Genomic DNA, 7,635 nt, shown 5'->3' with positions numbered 1-7,635 from the left:
TGGAGTGCGGTGTCGCAGGTGTGGAGGTGGTGGGCGAAGGTGGGGTTGGTGGTGTAGAGGTCGAGGCCCATGCGGGGCCATTGGGTTCCGTGACCAGGAAACACAAAAACGGTCTTCCCGGTGATCTCGGTCCCCTCGACCAGCCAGCGGTGGGGGTCGCCTGCGGCTAGGGCCGTGAGGGTTTCGGCGAGTTCCTCCCGGGTGGTGCCGACCATGGCGGCGCGGTGCGGCAGGAGCGCACGGGTGGCCAACGCCGCCGCCGTCTCCGCCGCGGTCAGCTCCGGGTGGGTGGTGAGATGACTCAGCAGTTGTTGGGCGTGGGCGCGTAGCGCGGCGGGGGTCTTCGCGGACAGCATCCAGGTGACTGGGCCGCTCTGTTCCGGCTCGGTCATGGTGGCCGCAGTGGTGGTGGGTGGGGCTTGTTCGAGGATGATGTGGGCGTTGGTGCCGCTGATGCCGAAGGAGGAGACGGCGGCGCGGCGGGGCCGGTCCTGCTGGGGCCAGGGCCGGGTGTCGGTGAGCAGTGCTACGGACCCGGTGGTCCAGTCGACGTGGGGGGTGGGCGCGTCGACGTGGAGGGTCCTCGGCAGGACCCCGTGCCGCATGGCCTGCACCATCTTGATGATGCCGGCGGCTCCGGCGGCGGCCTGGGTGTGGCCGATGTTGGACTTGATGGAGCCGAGCCAGAGAGGCTCCTCCCGGCCCTGGCCGTAGGTGGCCAGCAGCGCCTCCGCCTCGATCGGGTCGCCCAGCGTGGTGCCGGTGCCGTGCGCCTCGACCGCGTCGACGTCCGCCGGTGTCAGGCCGGCGGTGGCGAGGGCCTGCCGGATCACCCGGCGTTGCGCCGAGGCGCTGGGTGCGGTGAGGCCGTTGGACGCGCCGTCCTGGTTGACGGCGGTGGCCCGGACGACGGCGAGGATGCGGTGGCCGTGGCGTTGGGCGTCGGAGAGCCGTTCGACCAGCAGCAGGCCGACGCCTTCGCTCCACGCGACGCCGTCGGCGCCCGCGGCGAACGACTTGGACCGTCCGTCGGGGGCCAGGCCGCGTTGGCGGCTGAACTCGGTGAACGTGCCCGGGGTGGCCATGACGGTGACGCCGCCGGCCAGCGCGAGGTCGCACTCGCCGTTGCGCAGGGCCTGCACGGCGAGGTGCAGCGCCACCAGCGACGACGAGCACGCCGTGTCCACGGTCAGCGCCGGCCCGGCCAGGTCCAGCACGTAGGCGACCCGTCCGGACGCCACACTCGTCTGGGTTCCGGACAGCAGGAAACCCTCGTATCCGTCCGGGGACGCCTGCATGAGGCGGTTGCCGTAGTCGTCGTACATGACGCCGGTGAAGACGCCGGTGTGGGTGCCGCGCAGGGTGGTGGGGTCGATGCCGGCGTTTTCGAGTGTTTCCCAGGCGGTTTCGAGGAGGAGGCGTTGTTGGGGGTCGGTGGCGAGGGCTTCGCGGGGGCTCATGCCGAAGAAGTCGGGGTCGAAGTGGGCGGCGTCGTAGAGGAAGCCGCCGTGGCGGGTGTAGCTGGTGCCGGGGTGGTCGGGGTCGGGGTGGTAGAGGGTGTCGAGGTTCCAGCCGCGGTCGGTGGGGAAGTCGCCGATGGCGTCGGTGCCGTCGAGGACGAGTTGCCACAGGTCGTGGGGGGAGCGGATGCCGCCGGGGTAGCGGCAGCCCATTCCCACGATCACCACCGGCTCGTCGCTGTCGACACGAACCGCCTTGACCTCGTCGGCGCGCTGCGTCCCGCTGATCCGCTCGGCGAGGTACCGGGCCAGCGCGGTCACCGTCGGATGCTCGAACACCACCGTGGTCGGCAACGGCATCCCGACGGCTGCGCTCATCCGGTTACGCAGCTCCACCGTGGTCAGGGAGTCGAGGCCCTGCTCCCGCAGCGCCCGGTCCGGCTCGACCGTGTGCGCGCCGTCGTGCCCGAGCACCTCCGCCGCCCTCGCCCGGACCAGGTCGGTCAGCGTCGCCTCCCGCTCCTGCGGGGACAGGCCGGCGAGTTGCCGGGCCAGCACGGCCGACGCGGGCGCGGCGGCCCGCGCGCCGGACGCGCCGGCCCGGGGCAGCAACCGGCGGAACAGCGCCGGGACCGCACCGTGCTCGTGCTCGGCGCGCACCGAGGCGAGGTCGAGCTTGGCCGGGACGACGACGCTCCGGTCGGCGGCCAGCGCGGCGTCCAGCAGGGGGAGCGCCTCGCCGCTCGTCATGGCCGCCACACCGCTGCGACGCAGGCGCGCCCGGTCGGCCTGGGACAGCCCGCCCGCCATGCCGTCCGCTTCGTCCCAGAGGCCCCAGCCGAGGGACACGGCGGGCAGCCCGCCGGCGCGGCGGTGCTCGGCCAGGGCGTCCAGGAAGGCGTTCGCCGCCGCGTAGTTCGCCTGCCCCGCGCCGCCCACCGTGGCGATCACCGACGAGAACAGGACGAACGCGGCGAGCGGCAGGTCGCGGGTCAGCTCGTGCAGGTGCCACGCGGCGTCGGCCTTGGGCCGCAGCACCGCGCTGATCCGCTCGGGGCTGAGGGAGACCAGGGCCCCGTCGTCGAGGACGCCGGCGAGGTGCACGACCGCGCGCAGTGGCCGGTCCGCCGGGATGGCCGCGAGGACGGCGGCCAGCGACGCCCGGTCCGCCGCGTCGGCGGCGGCGAACGTCACCTCGGCGCCGAGGGCACGCAGCTCCGCCCCCAGCGCGTCGGCGCCGGGGGACGCGCCGCCGCGCCGGCTGAGCAGAAGGAGGTGGCGTGCCCCGTGCACGTCGGCGAGGTGCCGGGCGACCAGGCCACCGAGCCCTCCGGTGCCGCCGGTGACGAGGACCGTGCCGTCGAGATCGGAAGCCCTGCCGCCGAGCCCGGGGGCCGGCGGGGCGGCTTCCGCGGCGACCGGGACCAGCCGCGGCAGGCGTACGTCGCCCGCGCGTACGGCCAGCTGCGGTTCGCCGCTCGTGGCCGCGGCGGCGACCGACCGCGCGGAGGTCTCGTCGTCGTCCAGGTCGAGCAGGACCAGCCGGTCCGGATGCTCGGTCTGGGCCGACCGCAGCAGCCCCCACACCGTCGCGGACGCCGGCGACGGATCGTCCGCGGCGTCCGCGGCCACCGCCCGCCGGGTCAGGACGACCAGCCGCGCGTCGGCGAGTTGCGCGTCGGCGAGCCATTCCTGTACGAGGGTGAGGACCCGCCCGGCGACCAGGTGCGCCGAGGCGTCCGGGGCAGCGTCGTTGCCCCCGCCGGCGGCGTCGGCCACCGGGTCCACGAGAACCAGGTCGGGCCGCGGGGCGCCGCCGGCCACCGCCGCGAACAAGGCGGCCGGATCGGGGTACGCCGCGGCGGTCACGCCGCCGGCCTGGGCCACGCCGAGTGCGGCGTCGCCGAGCGCCGCCCACCGGGCACTCTGCGGGACGCCCGCCGGGAGGGGCTGCCAGTCGACCCGGTACAGGTGGCGCACCTGCCGCGCCGGCAGCAGCCGGTCGGTGGGCACGGGCCGCAGCGCCAGCGAGCCCGTGGCGAGGACCAGCGCGCCGGTGTCGTCGGTGACCGTCACGTCGACGCCGCCGGGACCGGCCGGGACGAGCCGCACCCGCACCCGGTCGGCGACGCCCGCCTCGCCGGGAAGCTCGGTGACCGTGAACCCGGTCCACGCGAACGGCAGCAGGATCCGCCCGTCGTCCTCGCCGAGCAGCCCGGTCACCACGAGCGGGTGCAGCGCGGCGTCGAGCAGCGCGGGGTGGAAGACGAACCGGCCGGCCTCGGCGAGCAGCTCCGCGGCGACCGCCACCTCGGCGAAGAGGTCGTCGCCGGCCCGCCAGACCGCCTGGACCTGCCGGAACGACGGACCGTAGTGGTAGCCGTGCTCGTCCAGGGCGTCGTACAGCGCCGCGACGTCGAGTTCGGTCGCCCCCCGCGGCGGCCACTGTGCGCCGGCCGGCACCGGCCCGGAGTCCGGTGGGGCCGCGGAGAGGAAACCGCTGGCGTGGCGGGTCCAGCCGGCCTCGTCGCCGCGGCCGAACAGCCGCAGCGGACGGCGTCCCGCAGCGTCGGCGGCGTCCACGACGATCTGGAGCTGGACCTCGCCCTCCTCCGGCACGGGCAGCGGCGACTCCAGGGTGAGTTCCTCGGCGACCGCGCAGCCGAGCTCCCGTCCGGCGCGCACGGCCAGCTCCAGCAGCGCCGTGCCGGGCAGCAGCAGCGTGCCCCGGATCGCGTGGTCGCCGAGCCAGGGGTGGGCGGCCCGGGACAGCGTGCCGGACAGGACGTGCCCGTCGCCGACGGCGAGTTCGGTGACGGCACCGAGGAACGGATGCCCGAGCGTGTCCGCCCCGCGCCGCCCGGATTCGATCCAGTACCGCTGCCGGCGGAACGACGAGGTCGGCAGGTCGACGGGCCGTGCTGGCCGGCCGGAGAAGGCGGCGGACCAGTCCACCGGCACCCCGTGGACGTGGACGCGGCCGAGGGACGACGCGAACCGGGCCCAGCCGCCGTCGTCACGGCGCAGCGACTCCGCCACGACGGCCTGCTCGGCGCCCTCGGCCTCCAGGGTCTGCTCCACCGCGGTGGTCAGCACCGGGTGCGGGCTCACCTCGATGAACGTCCCGAACCCCTCGGCTGCCAGCTCCCGGATCGTCGGCTCGAAGTCGACCCGGTTGCGCATGTTGTGGTACCAGTACTCGGCGTCGGTGCGCAACGGCCCGCCCCGGACGCCCTCCACCGTGGAGCGGAACGGGATCCGCGGCTCGTTCGGCGTGACCGGCGCGAGCACCTCGGCCAGCTCGTCGCGCAGCGGGTCCACGTGCGCCGAGTGCGAGGCGTAGTCGATCGGCACCCGCCGCGCCCACACCCCGGTCGCGGCGCACTCGGCGAGCAGCTCGCCGAGGGCGGCCAGGTCCCCGGCGACGATCGTGGAGACCGGGCTGTTCAGCGCGGCGACCGACAGCCGGCCCGGCCAGCGTCCGATCAGCTCGTCCACGTCGGACCGGGACCGGGCCACCGACACCAGGCCGCCCGTGTGCGCCACCGACAGCAGCGCCCTGCCGCGCAGGGCCACCACGCGGGCGGCGTCCGGCAGGGTCAGCGCGCCGGCGACGTACGCCGCGGCGATCTCGCCCTGGGAGTGACCCATGACGGCATCCGGCTCCACCCCCATCGACCGCCACAGCGCCGCGAGCGCGGCCACCACCGCGAACGTCGCGCACTGCACGACGTCGGAGCGGTCCATCCGGGGCGCGCCGTCGCGGCCGGCCAGCACGTCGTGCAGGGACCAGTCCAGGTACGGCTGGAGCGCGTCGGCGCAGGCCAGCAGCTCCTCCCGGAAGACCGGCGAGGTCCGCATCAGCTCGGCGGCCATCCCGGCCCACTGCGAGCCCTGGCCGGGGAAGACGAACACGACTTTTCCCCGCTCCCGGGCCGTGCCCACCTGGACGCCGGGGGCCGGCTCGCCGTGCGCCAGCGCGTCGAGGCCGGCGCGCAGAACGGCGCGGTCGACGCCGGAGACGACGGCGCGGCGGGCGAACGCCGGCCGGGTGGTGGCCAGCGCCCGGCCCACGTCGGCGATCAGGTCGTCGGAGACGGTGTCCAGGAACCGGCTGAGGCGGTCCGCCTGGGCCCGCAGCCCCTGCTCGTCGTGGCCGGAGACCAGCCAGGGCAGGCCGACCGGCCGGTCGTCGCCCGACCCGGCCGGCTCCGCGGGATCGGGGGCCTGTTCGAGCACCAGGTGCGCGTTGGTGCCGCTGATGCCGAACGACGACACCGCCGCCCGCCGGACGGTGGTGCCCGGCCAGGGGCGCGCCTCGGTCAGCAGCCGCACCGTGCCGGCGGACCAGTCGACCTGGCGGGTGGGCCGGTCCACGTGCAGCGTGCGGGGCAACGACTCGTGCCGCAGCGCCATCACCATCTTGATCAGGCCGCCGACGCCGGCCGCGGCCTGGGCGTGCCCGATGTTCGACTTGAGCGAGCCGAGCCACAGCGGCGCGTCGTCGGGGCGGCCCCGGCCGTAGGTGTCGAGGATGGCCTGCGCCTCGATCGGGTCGCCGAGCCTCGTGCCCGTGCCGTGCGCCTCCACGACGTCCACGTCGACCGGCCGCAGGCCCCCGTCGGCGAGCGCCTGACGGATCACCTGCTGCTGGGAGGCCCCGTTCGGCGCGGTCAGCCCGTTGCTCGCCCCGTCGGAGTTGACGGCGGAGCCACGGATGAGCGCGAGCACCCGGTGGCCGTGGCGGCGCGCGTCCGACAGCCGTTCGAGCACCACCATGCCGGCGCCCTCCGACCAGGCGGTGCCGTCCGCCGCGTCGGCGAACGCCCGGCACCTGCCGGTCGGCGACAGCCCCTGCTGGCGGCTGAACTCGACGAAGATGCCGGGCGCGGACATCACCGTCACCCCGCCGGCGATCGCCAGCCCGCACTCGCCCGCACGCAGTGCCCGCGCGGCGAGGTGCAGCGCCACCAACGAGGAGGAGCAGGCGGTGTCCACCGTCAGCGTGGGGCCCTGAAGCCCGAGCGTGTACGCGATCCGGCCGGACGCGACACTCGCCGTCGTGCCGGTGAGCAGGAACCCCTCCAGCTCCCGGGCGCCCTCGGCCAGGCGCGGGCCGTACTCCTGGGACATCGCGCCGACGAACACCCCGGTCCGGCTGTTGCGCAGCGACAGCGGGTCGACGCCGGCCCGTTCCAGCGCCTCCCAGGACACCTCCAGCAGCACCCGTTGCTGCGGATCCATCGCCTGTGCCTCGCGGGGGCTGATGCCGAAGAAGGCCGGGTCGAACAGGTCCGCGTCGAGCAGGAAGCCACCACGGCGCACCGAGGACGTGCCGGTGGCCGCCTCCGGGTCGAACAGCGTGTCGAGGTCCCAGCCACGGTTGTCGGGGAAGTCGGAGATGGCGTCCGTGCCGGTCTCCACCAGCCGCCACAGGTGTTCCGGTGTCTGCACCCCGCCGGGGAAGCGGCAGGCCATTCCGACGATCGCGATCGGGTCGTCCGTCGCGTCGTCGGTGGGTGCGTCCGCCGTTGCCGTCGCGTCCGCGCCGGACGGCTCGGCGAGCCGGTCGCGCAGGTGCTCGGCGAGGGCCTCCGGGGTCGGGTGGCTGAACAGCGCCGCCACCGGGAGCGTCAGCCCGGTCGAGGCGGCCACCCGGTCGCGCAGCTCCACCATGAGCGGGGAGTCGAAGCCGAGGTCCTTGAACGGCTTGCTCACGTCGAGGTCCGCGGCGCTGGAGTGGCCGAGGACGACGGCGACGTCGGCGCGCAGCCGCTCCAGGACCGCGCGCATCCGCGCGGCCGGCGCAACGGCGGCCGGCACGCGCGTCGGTGTCGCCGAGGCCGGGGGCTCCTCGCCCGGCGCGCCGGCGGCCTCCGGTCCGGGGAACTGTCGCCGCGGCGTCCCGGACGCCAGCCAGTAGCGGCTCCGCTGGAACCGGTAGGTCGGCAGCGGCACCTGGCGCGGCTGCCGGTCCCCGAAGATCGGCGTCCAGTCGACGGTCCCGCCGTCGGCGTGCACGCGGGCGAGGTTCCTGAGGAAGGACGTCCAGCCCGGTTGGTTGCGGTGGAGGGTTCCGGTGGTGGTGGCTTTGGTGGTGGTGGTGTCGATGGTGTGTTGGATGGGTGTGGTGAGGACGGGGTGGGGGCTGGTTTCGATGTAGTGGGTGTGTCCG

At 75.3% G+C, this 7,635-nt stretch carries 1 protein-coding gene; it reads right to left on the bottom strand.

Annotated features, from left to right (window positions below):
- On the bottom strand, positions 1 to 7,635 hold a 7,635-nt coding region (locus tag ACFYWL_RS30780), incomplete at both ends, for an SDR family NAD(P)-dependent oxidoreductase (RefSeq protein ID WP_386980205.1).

It is taken from the genome of Micromonospora sp. NPDC002575 (genome assembly GCF_042889525.1).
GTDB classification, from domain to species: Bacteria; Actinomycetota; Actinomycetes; order Mycobacteriales; family Micromonosporaceae; genus Micromonospora; species Micromonospora carbonacea.
The sequence above is the reverse complement of the archived record's forward strand: the minus strand, read 5'-3'. Positions and strand labels throughout refer to the sequence as shown.